A 16,844-nucleotide genomic window follows, 5' to 3' on the forward strand; every position below is an offset into this window, starting at 1 on the left:
CGATCAGGACCCGTCCGCGCGGCACCACCGCCCTCGCGCTCCTGCCAGCCCTGGCCCTGACGGCGTGCGGCTCCGGCGGCGCCACCGGCACCGGTCCGGCGGGCGCGCAGTCTCCCGCACCGACCGCCGACCCGGTCGCCGCCGTACACACGGTGGACTCCGTCGCCGCCCTGCTGCCCGCCGACGTACGCAGGTCGGGCACGCTGCGGATCGGCAGCTCCGTCGGGTCCCCGCCCGGGGCCTACTATCCGAACGGGCCCGGCAAGGCACCGGCGGGCCAGGACATCGACATCACCGACGCGGTGGCGAAGGTCCTCGGCGTGAAGCCGGTGCGGCAGGACGCCTCCTTCGAAACGATCCTGCCCGCCCTCGGGAGCGGCAAGTACGACGTCGGCGACACCACCCAGAAGGACAGCGGACTGGCCGAGCCGCTCGCCGACGCGCTGAACCACATCATCGGCAACGGCACGTACGCGAAGGTGCTGAAGCGCTGGGGCCTGTCCGGCGAGGCCGTGACCAGGTCGGAGACCAACCCGCCCGGCCTGCCGAAGACCGGTGGCTAGCCGTCCGCCGGCCCGCCGTCCTGCCCACCGACCGCTGAGGAGCACCCGACCATGTCCGACGTCCCTCTCGGGGTACTCGACCTCGTCCCGATCCCGTCCGGCTCCACAGCCGCCGAGGCACTGCACCACTCCGTCGACCTCGCCCGGCAGACCGAGCGGTTCGGCTACAGCCGCTACTGGTTCGCCGAGCACCACCTCAACCCGGGCGTGGCCGGCACCTCTCCGGCCGTGCTGCTGGCCCTGACCGCCGCCGCGACCTCCACGATCAGGATCGGCTCCGGCGCCGTCCAACTCGGCCACCGCACGGCCCTGTCCACCGTCGAGGAGTTCGGCCTGATCGACGCCCTGCACCCGGGGCGACTCGACCTGGGCCTCGGCCGCTCCGGCGGACGTCCCCCCGGACAGCCGGCGGCACCCCGCCCGACGGCCACTCCCGTCGTCGACGGGCGCACCCCCAACGGCCTGAAGATCCCGCCCCGGTTCTCGCCCGACCACCTGCGGGACTCACCACGCCTCAGGCTCCAGCAGCACCTGCTGCGGCAACCGGGCGCCCGCCACCAGGACTACGGCGAACAGATCGGCGACATCCTCGCGTTGCTGCGCGGCGACTACCGCTCGGCGGACGGGCTCGAAGCACACGCCGTCCCCGGAGAAGGCGCCGACGTGCAGGTGTGGATCCTCGGCAGCAGCGGCGGCGAGAGCGCCGACGTCGCGGGCCGCAACGGCCTGCGCTTCGCCGCCAACTACCACGTCAGCCCGGCCACCGTACTGGAGGCGGCCGAGGGGTACCGGGCCGCGTTCCTGCCGTCCGACCACCTCGACAAGCCCTACGTCAGCGTCTCCGCCGACGTCGTCGTCGCCGAGGACGACGACACCGCCCGCGAACTGGCCACCGGCTACGGCCTGTGGGTCCACGGCATCCGCACCGGCGAGGGCGCCATCGCCTTCCCGACCCCCGAACAGGCCCGCGCCCACGACTGGACCGAGCAGGACCGGGCCCTGGTCGCCGACCGCGTCGACACCCGGTTCGTCGGCTCGCCCGGGCGCGTGGCCGACCAGCTCGAACAACTGCGGGAGGCCACCGGCGCCGACGAGCTGCTCGTCACCACCATCACCCACGGCCACGCCGACCGGGTGCGCTCGTACCGGCTCCTCGCGGAGGAATGGCAACGCCGGTGAGCCGCCAGGGCGACGCCCGGCTCGACGTCGTCGAAGAGGTACTCGTCGGACGCGGTCACAACCTGACCGCATCGCCTGCGACGGTGATCGGGCAAGCCGCCCGGGCCCCTCGAACCACGGGTCGGCACACGACTCGAAGGCCGAGGTGCTGCATTGACCGTTCTCGACGCCCGGGCGCTCAACCGCGCCGCCCTCGCACGGCAGTTGCTCCTCGACCGCGCCGACCTGCCGGTCCTCGACGCCGTCGCGCACCTGTGCGGTCTCCAGGCGCAGGAACCGCAGGAGCCGTTCATCGGGCTCTGGTCCCGGCTGCGGGCGTTCGACCCCGTGGTGCTGTCGGAACTGCTGACCGGGCGGCGAGTGGTGCGGACCCATCTCATGCGCCGCACCGTCCACCTCGTCACCGCCGACGACCTCGTGGCCTGGCGGGCCCGCCACGACGCGATGCTGCGCCAGCGGGTGCTCGGAACGTACCGCCGCGAGCTGGAGGGAGTGGACCTCGGCGAACTCGCGGCGGCGGGGCGGGCGGTCATGGCCGACGGCGAACCCCGCTCCATGGGCGACCTAGCGCGAGCCGTCGCCGGCCACTGGCCCGCGGCAGGGCCCCGGCCACTGGGCGAAATGCTGGTCGCCGGCCTGCTGCCCATGGTGCAGCTGCCGCCGCGCGGGCTGTGGCGCACGACGGCGGGAGTGCGTTACGCCCCGGTCTCCTCCTGGCTGGGCCGCGAGATCGACCCCCCGGTGCCGGACGACTCCGATCCCGTGGGGCAGACGCTGGTACGGCGTTACCTGGCCGCGTTCGGACCCGCCGCCTCGGCCGATCTGCGCGCCTGGTGCGGACTGGCGGGACTGCCGGCCGCGGTCTCCGCCCTGCGCGAGGAACTGGTCGCCTTCCGGGACGAGCGCGGCCGGGAACTGCTGGACCTCCCCGACGCGCCGCGCCCCGACCCCGACACCCCCGCTCCGGTGCGGTTCCTGCCGGCGTTCGACAACGCGATCCTCGGCTACCACGACCGCGGCCGGATCATCGACGACGCCCACCGCGGCCTGTCGGTCGAAGGCGCCCGCGTCGTCCTGGTCGACGGCCGGGTCGCCGCGACCTGGAGCGTCGAGACGGACACCGTCCTGGTCACCCCGCTGCGCCGCTTCTCACGGGCCGACCGCGAGTCCGTCGGCGAGGAAGGACGGGCGCTGGCGTCCTTCCTGTCCGGCGGCGAGAGCGACCGGGTGCGGATCGCCGCGTCTTCCGGCTGAGTGATACGCCGACAGGGGCCCGATTCAGGCGCACACTGGAAGGGTGCTGCCGGTGCTCACGAGGGGGTGTCGGCGATGGGAACCTCAGAACGTGTGACCGTGCGGTGGTGGCGGTGGCGGCGCAACGCGCTCAAGCGGCGTATCGACGTCGTCGAAGCCTGGGTCGTGCTCGCCGGCTGGGTGCTCGCCCTGCTCGGCGGTGTGTGCGCGGGCCTGATGGCGGCGGGCGCGGTCGGGCAGGCCGTCGAAAAGCAGCAGGCCGAGAGCCGTCGGGTCTCCGCGGTCGCCGTCGAGGACGCGCCGGGCCCGTCACCGGCCCGCGCGGCGAGCGACCACCGGGTGTGGGCCAAGGTGCGGTGGACCGCGCCGGACGGCTCGACGCACACGGAGCAGGCACGGGTGCCGCCCCGCACTCCCGTCGGAAGCACGATTCCCGTGTGGGTGAACAGGAGCGGTGACCTCACGACCCCACCGGTGTCCGGGGGCGAGGCCTGGCTGCACACGACCGTGGGCGGCGGTCTGGCAGGAGTCCTCGCGGGCGGGATGGTGCTGGGCGCCGCCTGGCTGACACGACTGTCCCTGGACCGGCGGCGGATGGCGCAGTGGGACGCGGAATGGGAGCGGATCGACACGCGCCGCGGCTGGAAGACGGGCTGACCGGGCACCGGCGGTGACGCCTGCGTCGCGCTTCCGCGTGGCGGGCAGTGCGAGTGCGGCCGTGCGCCGCCGGCCGACGAAGTCTGCCGGATGCCGGCCTCCGTGTGGCGGGCGCGGGAGTGCGGCTGTATGCCGTCGTCCCGTGGGGACTTTCGCCCGACGCTTCCGCGTGGCTGGCCGGGGGACGGCCGTGCGCCGCTGGCCCGTGGCGCTTTTGCGTGGCGGGGGAAGAGAGATCAGCCGTACTCGTCGGCTCGCGGAGTCTGCCGCGCGCCGGGCCTTCGTAGGGTGGGCACACCCGGCCGTGCGCCGCCGGTGTGCGGGTGCGCGCGGGGTATACGAACGGCGGCGATGGGAGCGCAGCTCTACCCCGTCGGCCCGCGAGGTCTGCCGAGCACCGCGCTCCCGCAGGTCCAGGCGGCCCGCCAGGCAGGCGCTCCCGTCGTCAGCCCCAAGGTCCCCCGAACTTCGCTCGTGTCCGTGCGCGGGTCCGCCGCCGGTCACGTGCGGCCGACGATGTCCTGGTCGTCGATGGTCTCGTGGGCGCTCGGTGGAACAGGTGCCGATGCTGCGCGGGTGGTCCCCTTGCGGCGCAGTCGGCCGGTCAGGACGGTGGCCACGGGCTCGGTGTAGCGCGCGGTCAGAGGGCCGAGGAGGACCAGGATGAGGACGTACGCCGTGGCCAGGGGGCCGAGGGAGGGCTCGATGCCGGCCGTGACGGCGAGCCCGGCGATGACGATGGAGAACTCGCCGCGGGCCACGAGCGTGCCGCCGGCGCGCCAGCGGCCCTTGGGCCCGATCCCGGCGCGGCGCGCGGCCCAGTAGCCGGTGGCGATCTTCGTCGCGGTGGTGACGGCCGCCAGGGCGAGGGCCGGCACCAGCACGGGCGGGATGCTGGCCGGGTCGGTGTGCAGGCCGAAGAAGACGAAGAACACCGCGGCGAACAGGTCCCGCAGCGGCGCGAGCAGGCTCGTCGCGCCCTCGGCGACCTCGCCGGACAGCGCGATGCCCACCAGGAAGGCGCCCACGGCCGCGGACACCTGGAGTTGCTGTGCGAGCCCGGCGACCACCAGCGTCACGCCGAGCACCACCAGCAGCAGTTTCTCGGGGTCGTCGCTGGAGACGAAGCGGGAGACATGGCGGCCGTAGCGCACCGCGAGGACGAGCACGAGCGTGGCCACGCCCAGGGCGATGGCCAGCGTGACGGCGCCCGCGGCCAGACCCACCCCGGCCAGCAGGGCGGTGACGATCGGCAGGTAGACCGCCATGGAGAGGTCCTCGAGGACCAGGATGCTCAGGATGGCCGGGGTCTCGCGGTTGCCGAGCCGCCCCAGTTCGCCCAGGACCCTGGCGATGACGCCGGAGGAGGAGACCCAGGTGACACCGGCCAGCACGACGGCCGCGACCGGGCCCCAGCCGAGCAGCAGGGCGAGCACCGCACCGGGCAGGGCGTTGAGGACGGCGTCGACGACCCCGGCCGGATAGTGGGTCTTGAGGTTGGAGACGAGGTCGGTGGCCGTGTACTCCAGGCCCAGCATGAGCAGCAGCAGGATGACACCGATCTCGGCGCCGATGGCGACGAAGTCCTCGCTGGCGACCAGCGGCAGCAGTCCGCCCTCGCCGAAGGCGAGCCCGGCCAGCAGGTAGAGAGGGATCGGCGAGAAGCTGAAGCGCCCGGCGAGGCGGCCGAGCAGCCCGAGCCCGAGGATGAGACAGCCGAACTCGATCAGGAACACCGCGGAGGAGTGCATGGCGGGGTCACTCCCGCCCGAGTATCTCGGCGGCGGCCTCCACGCCCTCGCGGGTCCCGATGACGATGAGCGTGTCACCGCCGGCGAGCCGGAAGTCCGGCGTGGGGGAGGGGATCGCCTCGGCCCTGCGCAGCACCGCCACGATGGACGCGCCGGTGTCGGTGCGGATCCGGGACTCGCCCAGCAGCCGGCCGTTCCAGTGCGAGGAGCCGGACAGTTCGATCCGCTCGGCGACGAGCCCCAGGTCGGTGGTGGACAGCAGGTTCGGCGTGTGGTGCGCGGGCATCAGCGCGTCGATGAGCGTCGCCGCCTCCTCCGTCGTCAGACGCACCGACAGGTCGCAGGCGTCCGGGTCGTCCTCGCGGTAGGCGCTGATCGTCCGGTGGCCGTCGCGGTGGGCGACCACGGACAGGCGGCGGCTGTCCCGGGTCGTCAGGTCGTAGCGGACACCTATGCCCGGCAACGGCGTACTGCTGAGGCGTGGCGCGCTCATGTCTTCCCCCTTCGGTCGGCGTGCGCGTTCCCGATGACTCGCCTGCGGGGGCCGCGCCCGGACGAGCGCCCAGATCCGGCCTGTGAGCTCATCCTAGGCGGCCGTGCGGGACCGTACCCGTCCTGCATGTGCTACCTGGAGGGCGCCGGGACGGGGGATCCGGACGGGACGGGAGTGGCCGTGGGCAGCCTCGCGGTCGCCCCCTCAACCTGCCGCACGGTGCCCGTCCCCGGCCGGGTGCCCGTGCCCGCGCCGGCGGACAAGTGGGACCACGCTCCCAGCGCCAGAGCCACGGCGGCGGCGGTGGCGGCGACCCGTCCCACGCGCCGGGCCTTGGCACGGCGGTCCAGGTCGCGCCAGGGCACGCGGACCCACAGGTCCTCCGGCTGCCACAGGTCACCGACGGCGTACGGGGGTTGGAGCCGCCGTCCCGCCGCCCGCTCCTGCGCGGAGGGCTCCCTGGGCGCGGAGGCACGTATGGCCTGCTCGCTGTCCGTGAGGAACCTCAGCCACACGCCGTCCGGGATCGGGGGAGTGCCGTCCGGCTCGTCGGGCGTTCCCCGTCCGCCGCCCGGCCCTTCGGTGGTCACGTCCCGTCATCTCCTCTCCGGCCATCGGCCCGCATCACCGCGCCGCGCATCACTGCGCAATGCAAGATCAGTATGCCGCCCGGTGTGCGAGGCCGCCCCTTCACGGGTGCTCGCGCAGCGCGTCCGGGACCGACTCGGTACCGCTGTGTGCGATGAGGCCCGGCTGCGGCGCGCAGGCGGCAGCGGAGCCGCCGCGGGGAGCGCGCCGTGGGGGCGGAAGCGCTCGCGGCCTCTGCCCCCACGGGTGTCAGACGACGGCGGGTGCCTCCGGCAGGACGTGGTCGCCGACCTTGTCGGTGCTCAGGCAGAGCGAGCAGACGACGGCGTCGTGTGTCAGGCAGGCGGCCACGTCCGGCCGCTCGAACCGCTGCCGGCACACGTGGCACTCGTAGGTGACGGCGCTGGGGTTGCCGTCCTCGTCCAGGAGCGGCTCGGCGATGCCGTCGTCGGTGCGGCGCAGGTAGTACCTGCCCTTGGTCACCACGGCCATCAGCGGGGTGAGGACGAACGCGATGACGGCCGCCGCGACGGGGGAGTACGGCTGGAGGGTGTCGCCCAGCGCGTGGAAGTACATGGCGATGGACAGCCCGGAGGCCGCGACGAAGGCGACGACCCCGACCGGGTTGACGGCGTAGAGCATGCCGCGGCGGAACTCGGGGGCGTGCGGGGACAGCTTCAGCACGTACTTGTTGATGCCGATGTCGGTGGCCACGGTGACCACCCAGGCGATCGCGCAGTTCGAGTAGAAGCCCAGGATGCTGTTGAGGAAGCTGAACATGTCGGCCTCCATCAGGGCGAGCGCGAAGCCCAGGTTGACCAGGACGAACACCATCCGGCCCGGGTAGCGCCTCGTGACCCGGGTGAAGGAGTTGGTCCAGGCGAGGGAGCCGGAGTACGCGTTCGTCACGTTGATCTTGATCTGGCTGATCACGACCAGGGCCACGGCCAGCGGGAGGACGAGCCAGGACGGCATCATCGCGTCGAAGGCGTGCTTGAACTGCTGGATCGGCTCGGGCGCGGCAGCGGGACCGACCTCGGCGATGATGTAGACCGCGAGGAACACCCCGATGGCCTGCTTCAGCGCGCCCAGCACCACCCAGCCCGGGCCGGCCATCACCACGGCCGTCCACCAACTCCGCTTGTTCGCCTGGGTCTTGGGCGGCATGAAGCGCAAGTAGTCGATCTGCTCGCCGATCTGCGCGATCAGCGACAGACACACGCCCGCGCCCAGCAGCACGGAGGCGGTGTTGACACCGCCGTCCCCGTCGGTGCCCGCGTAGGCGAGGAAGCGGTCGACGGTCCCCGGGTCGGTGGCGACCAGGTAGACCAGCGGGCCGACCATCAGCAGCAGCCAGATCGGGGTGGTCCACACCTGGAGCTTGCTCAGCGCCGTCATGCCGTAGATGACGAGGGGGATCACCATGAGCGTGGACACCAAGTAGCCCAGCCACAGCGGCAGTCCGAGGCCCAGCTTCAGGCCCTGGGCCATGATCGAGCCTTCGAGGGCGAAGAAGATGAAGGTGAAGCTGGCGAAGATGACGCTGGTGAGCACCGAGCCGAAGTAGCCGAAGCCCGAGCCGCGCGTGATCAGGTCCAGGTCGATGTTGTAGCGGGCCCCGTAGTAGGCCAGCGGGAAGCCGGTCACGAAGATGACGACGGCGGCGACGGCGATCGCGAGCAGCGCGTTGCCCGTCCCGTGGGCCAGACCGATGCCGGCGCCGATGGAGAAGTCGGCCATGTAGGCGATGCCGCCGAGCGCGGTCGTCGCCACCACCATCGGGGTCCAGCGCCGGTAACTGCGCGGCGCGAAGCGGAGCGTGTAGTCCTCGAGGGTCTCCTTGACGGCCTGGTCGGCGCCCGGTGCTGCCTTCTGCGCGGGTCCCGGCTCGGCGACCTCGGCCAGTCGTGGCTCGGTACTCATGCCACGCCTCCTTGCTGCGGGTTGGGGACTGACAAGGCAGGCACGGTAGGCAGTGGTCGTTACCCCTAAATACTTCCTCCGTGAAGGGAATGTTTCGGAGGCATCTCATGGGATGCCCGGCGCGCTTCGCGGCGCCCCGAGCACCATCAGCACCACCCGGACACCGATGACTCCTCGAAGGAGTCGGCGGCCGCGCGAAAAGGGCCCGTGCACAGGCACGGGCCCTTCTGGTCAGCTGTGTCCGGCGGGACGCCTACGTGCGGTCACCCTTCGGCTTGCCCCGCTGGTCGGGGGTGCCGTGCGGCGGCGGGCTGAACGGCTGCGGGGACGTGGCGGGCGACACCGGAGAGCCTCCGTGCCCCTCGCCCGACTCGGGACGCAGGGCGCCCGGATCACCGGACGTCGGCTCCGCTCCCTCGCGCAACTGCTCGAGGCGGGACCCCAGCAGCTCGGTCACCGGCAGCCGGTCGGCGTGCGACCGCTCGTACGCCAGCAGTTCCTCCACCTCGTCCGCGGACAGCGACCGCACACGGCTCTCCAGGCCGCCGATCGGCAGGTGGTCGTAGTCCGGCAGCGGCAGCGTGTTGCGGGCGGGATCGGCCATGGTTCTCACTTCCCTGTGTACGACGTATGCGGCGTGTTCACGTACGACGTGGGGTACGGAGCGCAAGTCCGCGGGGAGCGGTGATCAGCGGCCGCCCGGGCCGCCGCTGCCGAACGAGCCGCTGCTGCCCTCGTTCCAGCGGGGACGCTCCTGGGTCGCGCTCCTGCGGTCGCTCTGGTTGCCGTGCGTCTTCAGCTCGTGCGGCGTCAGACGGTCCTGGCTTCTCGGCACCTCCTCGGGCTCCCGGCGCTCACTCGTCTCGCGGACCGGGCCGCCGTCGGGCAGTCGCGGCTGCTCGTCAGGCTTCGGTGTGGGCAGCTCCCTGCGCTTGACGCGAACGCCGAGGACGAAGGCCCCCAGCAACAGGGCCACGACCACCACACCCGCCACGATCAGCCCGATGCCGAGGGCCCCGCGGCCCGCGGCCATCTCCATCCATGCGCTAGTCATGGCACGCGGGTACCCCTGGTCCTCACCATGAACCGGCTCACCTGGACGCCGAGGAGGACCGTGCGGACGAACGCGAGGACGACCGCGAGGACGGCTGCGAGGACCTGGTCCGCGAGCGGTTCTCCTTGCGGACGGCGTCCAGCAGCTCCGCCTTCGACATGCGCGACCGCCCCTCGACACCCAGCCGCTTCGCCAGGTCGTACAGGTGCTCCTTCGAGGCCCGTTCGTCGACGCCCTCGCCGCTGCGGCCGCCCTGCTGCCGGGGCCGGGCCGAGCGCGGGTCCGACGGTGCCTTGCGGCCGCCCTCCTTGCGCTCCCAGTGGTCGCCGACCTTCTCGTGAGTGTGCTTCAGCGCCCCGAAGGCCACGCGGTGCGCGCGCTCGCCCTCGCCGTACTGTTCCACGGCCGAGTCGTGCGCCTTGATCCAGGTGCGCTGCGCCTCCTCGGCGGACCGCTCCAGGGTCGACGGAAGTTCCTGTCGCCCGGGCATGTGACTCACCTCCGTGCGTCGTCGTTCCCGGGCCTGCCGGGTGCCCGGCCGATGGGGCCGAAAACCGCACGGAACCCTTGGCGACACCGGGTTTGACCGGCATCGGCGGGGCTACCCGCGCGGTGTGACGACATCCCAGCAGGAGCTGTTCCGGTTCCTGGAGGACCGCTTCGCCTGTGCCCAGGCGTGCACCGAGTGCGCTCGGGCGTGCGCGTTGCGCGCAAGCCTCGTGGATCCCGACGGCACCGAGAACCAGGAACTCGTACGACGCAAGGGCATCATGTGCGCGGAGGTCTGCGACGCGACCTGCCGTGTGCTGTCCGAGCAGAACCAGGTGGACGAGACCAGCATCCGCGTCCAGGTGGAGTGGTGCCGGACCGTGTGCCTGGAGGCCGCACACGTCTTCGACCGGCAGGCGGGGGCGGAGGACTCGGCGGCGGCGTGCCGTGCGTGCGCGCGGGCGTGCACGGACTTCCTCGCGACGCTGAACTGAGGAGGCCGCACGCATCGGGCTGGATCGGGGACGTGACCCGACGCTCGCCATTCCCAATTTCTGAAACACGTTCTACGGTGTGCGCCGACAGGACCGGCCTTGGGAGCCTGGAGGCGCCGTGCACCTCGAATACACGCCCGAGCAGCAGCGGCTGCGCACCGAACTGCGCGCCTACTTCGCCGAACTGGTCCCTGACCACGCGTACGCCCGGCACGGCGACCCGGCCGCCCAGAAGCGGTTCTACCGCGAGACCATCCGGCGGCTCGGCGCGGACGGCTGGCTCGGGGTGGGCTGGCCCGAGGAGTACGGCGGGCGCGGCCTGACCGCGATGGAGCAGTTCATCTTCTTCGACGAGGCCGCCCAGGCCGGCGTCCCGTTGCCGCTCATGGCGCTGAACACCGTCGGCCCGACGATCATGCAGTACGGCACCGAGGAGCAGAAGGCGTACTTCCTGCCGAGGATCCTCTCCGGCGCGATCGACTTCGCCATCGGCTACAGCGAACCCGGCGCGGGCACCGACCTCGCGTCACTGCGGACCCGCGCGGTGAGGGAGGGCGACGAGTACGTCGTCAACGGCCAGAAGATCTGGACGACCAACGGCGACACGGCGGACTGGGTGTGGCTGGCGGTCCGTACGGATCCCGCCGCCCCGCCGCACAGGGGCATCACCATGCTCCTGGTGCCGACCACCGACCCCGGCTACTCCTGCACCCTCATCAACACCCTCGCCTCGCACGACACCACGGCCAGCTACTACGAGAACGTCCGCGTCCCCGTCTCCCACCGGGTCGGCGCCGAGAACCAGGGGTGGCGGCTGATCACCAACCAGCTCAACCACGAACGCGTGACCCTGGCCGCCCACGGCACCATGGCGATCCGCGCCCTGCACGACGTGCAGCGCTGGGCGATGGAGACCAAGCTCGCCGACGGCCGCCGCGTCGCCGACCTGCCCTGGGTGCGCCGCCTCCTGGCCCGGACCCACGCCCGGCTGGACGCGCTGAAGCTGCTCAACTGGCGGATGGTCGGCGCGGTCCAGGACGGCACCCTCACCCCGCAGGACGCCTCCGCCGTCAAGGTGTACGGCTCCGAGGCCCGGCGCGACGCCTACGCCTGGCTCATGGAGATCGTCGCCGCTCCCGGCGCGCTGAAGGAGGGCTCGGCGGGCGCGGTCCTGCACGGTGAGCTGGAACGCGGCTACCGTTCGGCGGTCATCTTCACCTTCGGCGGCGGCAACAACGAGATCCAGCGGGAGATCATCTCGTGGCTCGGCCTGGGGATGCCGCGGGTACGACGCTGACCCAGTAGGTGCGGAGCGGCACGGCGGGAAGATCTACTACCCGACGGTGGCTCGCCTCGTTCGGGTTCGTCGTCATCGGTATCGACACCAACATGGGAGGGGGCGGCGCCATCAGCGCGGCCGAGCGGCGGCCGTCGCTGAAGGCCGCCGTCCCGCTCGCACCCTTCCCTCCCGAACGGCACCATCACCAGCGCCCGGTCCGGCCTGTTGCCTGGAGGACGATCCTGCGCAGCCCCTCACGCCGGTTGTGCCCGGGTGAGCCTTTCGACCCGGTCGTGCAGGCGCGCCACGTGGTGCTCCGACTCCGGCTTCATCAGGACGCTGCGCAGGACGCGCGCGCCGTCGGCGTCCGCGGTGACCTTCGGGTGGCGTGCGGTGAATGCCTCGCGGTCCGCCTTGAGGGTGCTCAGGTACACCGGCTCGGGATCGGCCATGCCGTCCGCCAGAACGCGTGCCGACGCCGCGTCGACGGAGGTGAGGGCTGCCGGTTCCACCGCTGGGAAGTACGTGACGATGTCGAGCTCCGGCTCCTGGTACAGCTCCAGGGCGTCGGACGCGCTGATCAGCTCGGACCACCGCAGGGCGGCCCGGCGGCCGGCCCCGAGGACCCGGCCGAGACCGTCGGGCGTGGGCGGGAGCAGCTGGAAGGTGAGCCACAGGGCGGCGGCCGAGGCACCGGCGCGGGAGCACTCCAGGCTGATCTCTCCCAGGTGGAGCTCGGTGGAGGTGAAGTAGGTGTACGGCGAGTCGTGGAGGTAGAAGCGGCCCACCTCGGGGTCGCGGAAGAGGACGGCACCGCAGCCGTAGGGCTGGAGCCCGTGCTTGTGCGGGTCGACGACGACCGAGTCGCACCGGGCGATCGCCCGCCAGGGCTCGGGGGCGAGGCCCTCGGGTCCTTCGGCGCCGGCCAGCAGGGTGAAGAAACCGCCGTAGGCGGCGTCGACGTGGAGTCGGACGCCGTAACGCTCCTTGAGGGGCAGGGCCTCGTGGACCGGGTCGACGGCCCCCAGCCCGGTGGTTCCGGCGGTCAGTACGACCGTGCCCACCCGGTCGCTGCGCAGCAGGTCCTCCAGCGCGTCGAGGTCCAGGCGCCCCCGGTCGTCCGCGGGGACCGCGTACCCCTCCATGCCCAGCACACGGCACATGCGGCCGTGGGTGTAGTGGGCGTCCGCGCTGTAGGCGATGCCACGGCCGGGGTGGAGCTCGCGGGCGACGAAAAGGGCTTCGAGGTTGGCGATCGTGCCGCTGGTGGTGAGGTGGCCGAGATGGGTGTCGTAGCCGAACATCGCGGCGAGCTGCGCGACGGCCTCGCGCTCCATGCGGGCGGTGGCGGGGCCGCCGTCCAGGGCGTGGTTGTTGGGGTTGATCAGCATGGCGGTCAGGTAGCCGATCACGGCCGCCGGGTGCGGGGGCTTGAGCATCTGTCCCGCGTAGTGCGGGTGGAAGAAGGGGTAGTTGTCCGTCAGCCGCCCGGTGAACTCCTCGAAGGCGGCGGCGAAGCGGTCGTCGTCGACGAGGAGGGACGGGTGCCGCTCGTAGGGCCCGAAGCCGTCGGCCCACTGCTGTATCGCGTCCTCGGCCCGGCCGAGCCAGTGCTGCAGGTCCACTGATCTCCCTCTTTCCTGCTCCGAGTGGTGAGTGCTGTGCCCACCATAGGATTTTGTTGAGCGCTCAGCAATTGATTAGTCAGCAATTGACTCAGCAGTAGGTGAAGAGGCAGTAAAGTCGGCCGGGTGAACCCCGTGAACCGAGACAACGACGAAGCCGTCCGCGCCGCCGGCAGCCCGCTCGTTCATGACTTCGGGCTGCTGATCAAGGCCGCCACCCGCCTGGAGCAGCGGATCGACACCGCCCTGCGCCAGGAGTGCGAAGTCAGCCACACGATGTTCGAGGTCCTCATTCGGCTCTGCAGGAAGCCGGACGAGGCTGTCTCACAACGCGAGCTCGCTGACGACCTCACGCTCACCAGCAGCGGCATCACCCGGCTGATCGACCGCATGGAGGGAGCCGGGCTGGTGCGGCGAGCGCCGGCCCCGGGGGACCGCAGAAGCGTCCTGGTCGAGTCGACCGATCACGGCAGGACGGTCTTCCTGCGGGCCGCCGCCGTGCACGCGCGGGTCGTCGAACGGTACTTCGTCGCGCCGGTGCCACCGGATGACTACGGGCGGCTCACCAGCTCGCTGAGCGAGATCCACGACGCCCTGCGCGACGCCTGACGTGTCACACGCCGGGCACTGCCGCGGCCCGCGCGTCCAGCACCAGCACCGCGACGTGCAGGGACGTGCACTGCAGGCCCGATTCCAGATCACAGCCGAGGAGCCGTTCGATGCTGTGGAGGCGCTGGTAGTACGCCTGCCGGGACATGCCGGCCTGTTTCGCCGCGACCGACTTGTTCCCCGCTGCCGCCAGATAGGCGCGCAGGGCGGGGAGCAGGTCACCGCCGTTGCGGTCGTCGTGCTCGATGAGACGCGTCAGCTGCCGTTCCGCGTACCGCTGCAGCCGCGTGTCCTCCCGCAGCACACCCAGGAGCTCGGGAAGCCCGACATCGGCGGCGACGTAGAACCAGCGGTCGGGTGAGGCGGGCGTGATGGCCTCGGCCGTCTGCTCGGCCTCCTGCCACGACCGGGCGATCCCGGAGAGGTCGGTCACACCGGGGCCGACGGCGACCACGGCCTTCGGGCCGAGCTCCTCGCGGCACATACGGCCGATCCGCTCCGCGACCGGCTGCCAGGCGCTGGCCTGCGCCAGGGCGAGGAGTACACCGATCCGGCCAGGGGCCGTCTCGCCGACCAGGGCGCGGATGCCGGTCTGCGCCATCGCCTTCGCGATCCGCTCGTCGAGGTGCTCGCCGGTGCCGGTGTGCGTGTGGCGGATGACCACGGCGAAGAGGCGGTGCCCGAGGGTCGGCAGCCCCAGTGCCTCGGCACGTGCGCGGGCGTCCGCGGGGGAGCGGAAGCGTCGTTCGTACAGGTCCCGCAGCACCGAGCGGTGGGCCCGGCGCTCCCACCAGGCCGGCCCGGCCAGCCGCGCCATGCTCAGGGCGACCGCCGCGCGCTCCAGGACCAGGACGTGCTCCGGGTCGGGCTCCGCGTTCAGCCGGCCCTCCAGCAGGACCAGCCGCCCCCACGGCCCTTGATGGTCCTGCACGGGCGCGATCAGCCATCCCTCCGGGCCGCTCGGCGTGATCTTCTCCGGGGTCGGCGCGGCCCGGGACCGCCGCGACCAGGCCGACACCACCGGCTCGTACGGCCGGCCGAGCAGCTCGCACATCAGGACCCGGTGGGTGAGGTCCTCCAGCACCACGGGGGCTCCGGTGAGCTCCGCGGTGGTGTGCACCAGCTCCTCGGGGTCCGCGCCCCGCAGGGTCAGGGCGGTGAAGATGTCCTGGATGTCACGCCCGCGGCGCAGCAGCGCCCCATGGGCGTCGAGGATGAGCGCGTGCACCGCCTGTGTGACGTCGATGAACCGGACGCCGCGGGCCAGCTCGATCAGCGGCACCTCACGGGCACGGCAGGCCGCCACCAGCTCGTCGGGCACCTTCTGGTACCGGTACCCGAGCTCCACGATCAGGCCGGCCGCGCCGACGTCGGCGAGCTGGTCGACGTAGCCACGCAGCTCGGAGGCGTCCTCGGGATAGGGCATGCCGGTCGTCAGGACCAGCTCGCCGCCCTCGAGGAAATCGGCGGGGTTGAGCAGTTCGGTGACGTGCACCCAGCGCACCGCACGGTTCAGCTGTGACTCACCGGCCAGAACGCGCGGCATCCCCTCGGCCAGCACAGGGAGGCGCAGAACCTCCGTGATGGTCGGGAAGTGCCCGGTTGCGGGACGTCTGGGCGGCATAGGGAGTGCTTTCGTCCGAAGGGTCGGGGGTCACCTTCGCACCGGCACATCATCGTGACAAGAGGGGCAAGGCACTTTCCGTGGCCGGCGAGCTTCCCGTGACACATCGTCTCGATAAGGTCCCGAGGCGGAACAGAGTGTGGCTTGACCTGCGTGTTCGCCTGGGTCGAGAGTGAACGCCATCCCCAAGGGACCCGAATCGAAGGGGTCCGCACGGTGTCCCCACCGTGCCGGGACATCACTGAAACCCAGGCCGCACCCGGTGAAAGGAGCGACCTCATGCGCATCCCGAAGCGCGTCGCCGTGATCGGTGCCGGCAGCATGGGCAGCCAGGTCATGTGGCGACTGGCCGCCCGCGGGGCCGAGGTCATCGGCTACGACCGGTACGCGCCGGGGCACGACCGTGGCGCGGCCGGGGGCGAGAGCCGCATCTTCCGCGCCGTGCACCTCGGTGACCCCGGGTACATTCCGCTGCTGGGGCTCGCCGACCGGATGTGGGACCGGCTCCAGCGCGAAACCGGCCTCGCGCTGCGACGCCGCAGCGGATGCCTGGTGATGGGCGAGACCGCCTCGCCGTCGATGCGCCTCCTCCTCTCCGCCAGCTCCGCCCACCGGCTGGATCACGAGGTACTGGACCGCGAGGAACTCGCCCGCCGTTACCCGCAGCACCGCCTCCCGGACGGGCACACCGCCGTCCTCGACCGCGAGGGCGCCATCATCAGGCCCGAGGCGTCGGTCCAGGCCGCCGCCGCCCGCGCCGAGCAGCTGGGAGCCCGGCTGCACCGCTACACCCCGGTGCGCGAGATCGTCCCCGCGGCGGGCGGCGGGGTGCACATCGTCACCGACCACGGCACGGACCGCGTCGACACCGCCGTGGTGACCGTGGGCCCCTGGATCAACACCCTGCTCCCGGACCTCCCACGGTCGGTGGACATCCGCCGGCTGATCAGCTCCTGGCACATCCCCACCCGCCACGACTGGTTCGCGGGCGGCGCCCCCGCCTTCGTGCGCAGTACACCGCACGACTGCTACGGGCTCCCGTCGCCGGACGGCATCTCCGTCAAGCTGGGCCTCTCCCTCGCCCGTTATCTGCCGGTACCCGACCCCGAACGGGTCGACCGCACGGTCTGCCCGGAGGAACTCGCCACCTTCCGGGAGCTCATCGGCGAGCTGATGCCCGATCTGAACCCCGACCCCATCAGGCTGTCGGTCTACATGGAGGGCTATACGGCGTCCGGGAACCCGCTCGTGGGTCATCTCCC

The 16,844-nt window shown here is 72.1% G+C and carries 16 protein-coding genes and 1 pseudogene; 8 read left to right on the forward strand and 9 right to left on the reverse strand.

The genetic code is table 11. The features are described from left to right. Nucleotides 1-2: 2 nt before the first annotated feature. The 4 genes and pseudogenes from GTY47_RS29910 to GTY47_RS29925 all read left to right on the forward strand — a co-directional run. Nucleotides 3-395: pseudogene (locus tag GTY47_RS29910) on the forward strand (transporter substrate-binding domain-containing protein); the annotation flags it as partial. A 219-nt stretch (nt 396-614) separates the two neighbouring features. Then, nucleotides 615-1,742, forward strand: a complete 1,128-nt coding sequence (locus tag GTY47_RS29915) for an LLM class flavin-dependent oxidoreductase (RefSeq protein ID WP_010044103.1) — start codon at nt 615-617, stop codon at nt 1,740-1,742. 153 nt (nt 1,743-1,895) lie between these two features. Next, nucleotides 1,896-2,996 carry a winged helix DNA-binding domain-containing protein gene (locus GTY47_RS29920; RefSeq protein WP_010044106.1) on the forward strand — a complete coding sequence of 367 codons (1,101 nt, stop codon included), beginning with the start codon at nt 1,896-1,898 and terminating at the stop codon, nt 2,994-2,996. Nucleotides 2,997-3,071: 75 nt separating this feature from the next. Beyond that, nucleotides 3,072-3,653, forward strand: a complete 582-nt coding sequence (locus GTY47_RS29925; protein ID WP_029181467.1) for a hypothetical protein — start codon at nt 3,072-3,074, stop codon at nt 3,651-3,653. 500 nt (nt 3,654-4,153) lie between these two features. On the opposite strand, the gene GTY47_RS29930 is transcribed toward GTY47_RS29925, so the two are convergent. From GTY47_RS29930 to GTY47_RS29960, 7 genes are all read right to left on the reverse strand, one after another. After that, on the reverse strand, nt 4,154-5,404 hold the full coding sequence (locus tag GTY47_RS29930; RefSeq protein ID WP_010044111.1) for a cation:proton antiporter: 1,251 nt from the start codon (nt 5,402-5,404) through the stop codon (nt 4,154-4,156). A 7-nt stretch (nt 5,405-5,411) separates the two neighbouring features. Continuing rightward, nucleotides 5,412-5,897 carry a TrkA C-terminal domain-containing protein gene (locus GTY47_RS29935; RefSeq protein WP_010044113.1) on the reverse strand — a complete coding sequence of 162 codons (486 nt, stop codon included), beginning with the start codon at nt 5,895-5,897 and terminating at the stop codon, nt 5,412-5,414. A 131-nt stretch (nt 5,898-6,028) separates the two neighbouring features. Beyond that, nucleotides 6,029-6,487: a hypothetical protein gene (locus tag GTY47_RS29940; RefSeq protein ID WP_010044115.1), complete on the reverse strand. Its 459-nt coding sequence runs from the start codon at nt 6,485-6,487 to the stop codon at nt 6,029-6,031. Between the two features lie 247 nt (nt 6,488-6,734). Next, the gene (locus GTY47_RS29945) at nt 6,735-8,408 is read right to left on the reverse strand and encodes an allantoin permease (protein WP_010044116.1); all 1,674 of its coding nucleotides are present in this window, start codon (nt 8,406-8,408) and stop codon (nt 6,735-6,737) included. 253 nt (nt 8,409-8,661) lie between these two features. Continuing rightward, nucleotides 8,662-9,012, reverse strand: a complete 351-nt coding sequence (locus tag GTY47_RS29950) for a hypothetical protein (protein WP_010044117.1) — start codon at nt 9,010-9,012, stop codon at nt 8,662-8,664. 84 nt (nt 9,013-9,096) lie between these two features. Then, nucleotides 9,097-9,462 (reverse strand): DUF6479 family protein, encoded by a 366-nt coding sequence (locus GTY47_RS29955; protein WP_029181468.1) that lies wholly within the window; start codon nt 9,460-9,462, stop codon nt 9,097-9,099. A 37-nt stretch (nt 9,463-9,499) separates the two neighbouring features. Continuing rightward, nucleotides 9,500-9,952: a ChaB family protein gene (locus GTY47_RS29960; protein WP_010044119.1), complete on the reverse strand. Its 453-nt coding sequence runs from the start codon at nt 9,950-9,952 to the stop codon at nt 9,500-9,502. A 124-nt stretch (nt 9,953-10,076) separates the two neighbouring features. Here GTY47_RS29960 and GTY47_RS29965 point away from each other — a divergent pair, with 124 nt between their 5' ends. Both GTY47_RS29965 and GTY47_RS29970 read left to right on the forward strand, forming a co-directional pair. Continuing rightward, nucleotides 10,077-10,445, forward strand: coding sequence for a ferredoxin (locus tag GTY47_RS29965; protein WP_010044120.1), 369 nt, complete (start codon nt 10,077-10,079; stop codon nt 10,443-10,445). A gap of 118 nt (nt 10,446-10,563) precedes the next feature. Then, nucleotides 10,564-11,742 (forward strand): acyl-CoA dehydrogenase family protein, encoded by a 1,179-nt coding sequence (locus GTY47_RS29970; RefSeq protein ID WP_010044123.1) that lies wholly within the window; start codon nt 10,564-10,566, stop codon nt 11,740-11,742. A gap of 236 nt (nt 11,743-11,978) precedes the next feature. Here GTY47_RS29970 and GTY47_RS29975 read toward each other — a convergent pair whose 3' ends face one another. Then, on the reverse strand, nt 11,979-13,349 hold the full coding sequence (locus GTY47_RS29975) for an aminotransferase class I/II-fold pyridoxal phosphate-dependent enzyme (RefSeq protein ID WP_010044126.1): 1,371 nt from the start codon (nt 13,347-13,349) through the stop codon (nt 11,979-11,981). Between the two features lie 135 nt (nt 13,350-13,484). Here GTY47_RS29975 and GTY47_RS29980 point away from each other — a divergent pair, with 135 nt between their 5' ends. Next, nucleotides 13,485-13,958 (forward strand): MarR family transcriptional regulator, encoded by a 474-nt coding sequence (locus GTY47_RS29980; protein ID WP_040903699.1) that lies wholly within the window; start codon nt 13,485-13,487, stop codon nt 13,956-13,958. A 4-nt stretch (nt 13,959-13,962) separates the two neighbouring features. On the opposite strand, the gene GTY47_RS29985 is transcribed toward GTY47_RS29980, so the two are convergent. Beyond that, nucleotides 13,963-15,582, reverse strand: coding sequence for a PucR family transcriptional regulator ligand-binding domain-containing protein (locus GTY47_RS29985; RefSeq protein ID WP_078602911.1), 1,620 nt, complete (start codon nt 15,580-15,582; stop codon nt 13,963-13,965). Nucleotides 15,583-15,861: 279 nt separating this feature from the next. Between GTY47_RS29985 and GTY47_RS29990 the strand changes: the two genes are divergently transcribed. After that, a partial coding sequence (locus tag GTY47_RS29990; protein ID WP_010044132.1) for an FAD-dependent oxidoreductase occupies nt 15,862-16,844 on the forward strand: 983 nt, incomplete at its 3' end.

It is taken from the genome of Streptomyces sp. SID5464 (genome assembly GCF_009862985.1).
GTDB classification, from domain to species: Bacteria; Actinomycetota; Actinomycetes; order Streptomycetales; family Streptomycetaceae; genus Streptomyces; species Streptomyces chartreusis_D.